2 protein-coding genes and 1 pseudogene are annotated in these 1,093 nt (G+C 57.5%); all 3 read left to right on the top strand.

Going from position 1 to position 1,093, the window contains the following annotated elements; translation table 11 throughout:
• The coding region (locus tag B3V69_RS15465) for a S1 RNA-binding domain-containing protein (RefSeq protein WP_296447908.1) at positions 1 to 561 on the top strand (561 nt) is incomplete at its 5' end.
• A gap of 94 nt (positions 562 to 655) precedes the next feature.
• Positions 656 to 967: an integration host factor subunit beta gene (locus B3V69_RS15460; RefSeq protein WP_296447907.1), complete on the top strand. Its 312-nt coding sequence runs from the start codon at positions 656 to 658 to the stop codon at positions 965 to 967.
• A gap of 37 nt (positions 968 to 1,004) precedes the next feature.
• Positions 1,005 to 1,093, top strand: a pseudogene (locus B3V69_RS15455) (DUF1049 domain-containing protein); the annotation flags it as partial.

Genomic DNA, 1,093 nt, shown 5'->3' with positions numbered 1-1,093 from the left:
ACCGACTTCGGCGTGTTCGTGGGTCTGGCTGCCGGTATCGACGGTCTGGTTCACCTCTCCGACCTGTCCTGGAACGAGCCCGGCGAAACCGCTGTGCGCGAATACAAAAAGGGCCAGGAAGTCGAAGCCCTGGTGTTGGCTGTGGACGTGGACCGCGAACGCATCTCCCTGGGCATCAAGCAGTTGGACTCCGATCCGTTCACCACCTTTGCCACCATCAATGACAAGGGCCAGGTTGTCACCGGCAAGGTCAAGACCGTGGACGCCAAGGGCGCTGAAATCGATCTGGGCGACGACATCATCGGCTACCTGCGCGCCAGCGAAATCTCCCGCGACCGCGTGGAAGATGCTCGCAATGTGCTCAAGGAAGGCGACGAAGTCACCGCTGTGGTCGTCAACGTGGATCGCAAGACCCGCAACATCCAGTTGTCCATCAAGGCCAAGGATGCGGCTGATCAGAACGAAGCCATGTCCACTTTGAGCCAGCAATCGGCCCGTGAAAATGCCGGTACCACCAGCCTGGGCGCATTGCTGCGCGCCAAGCTGGACAACAACAACTAAGACGGTTCCGGTTCGGGACAGCGCGAACCGGCAGCACAAACATCAAGTTTGTGCTGCGCGATTCGCTCTGTCCCGTCTTGTTTTTGGGCTTTTCATGACGCGCTCCGACCTTGTCGAAGAACTGGCCGCCCGCTTTGGCCAACTCACCCACCGCGATGCCGAATTTGCTGTCAAGACTATTCTTGACGCAATGAACGACGCCTTGGTACGCGGACACCGAATCGAGATTCGGGGTTTCGGCAGTTTTTCCATCAATCGCAGACCGCCCCGCATGGGACGTAATCCGCGCAGTGGCGAAAGCGTGGCCATTCCCGAAAAACGCGTGCCTCACTTCAAACCTGGCAAAGCATTGCGTGAAGCGGTGGACCTGCGCACCGCAGAGCTGCAAGCCAAGACCAAGGCCTGAGCACGAAGTTAGAATCAACCCGTCACTGGGAAGATCAATGAAAAACCTCCTGTGGCTGCTTAAGTGGATACTTAAGGCAGCCATTTTTTTTACCCTGTTTGCCTTTGCGCTGAACAACCAGCAGGA

The organism is Rhodoferax sp. UBA5149, assembly GCF_002413825.1.
In the GTDB taxonomy this organism is placed as follows: Bacteria; Pseudomonadota; Gammaproteobacteria; order Burkholderiales; family Burkholderiaceae_C; genus Rhodoferax.
This window is presented reverse-complemented; position numbering and strand designations above follow the sequence as displayed.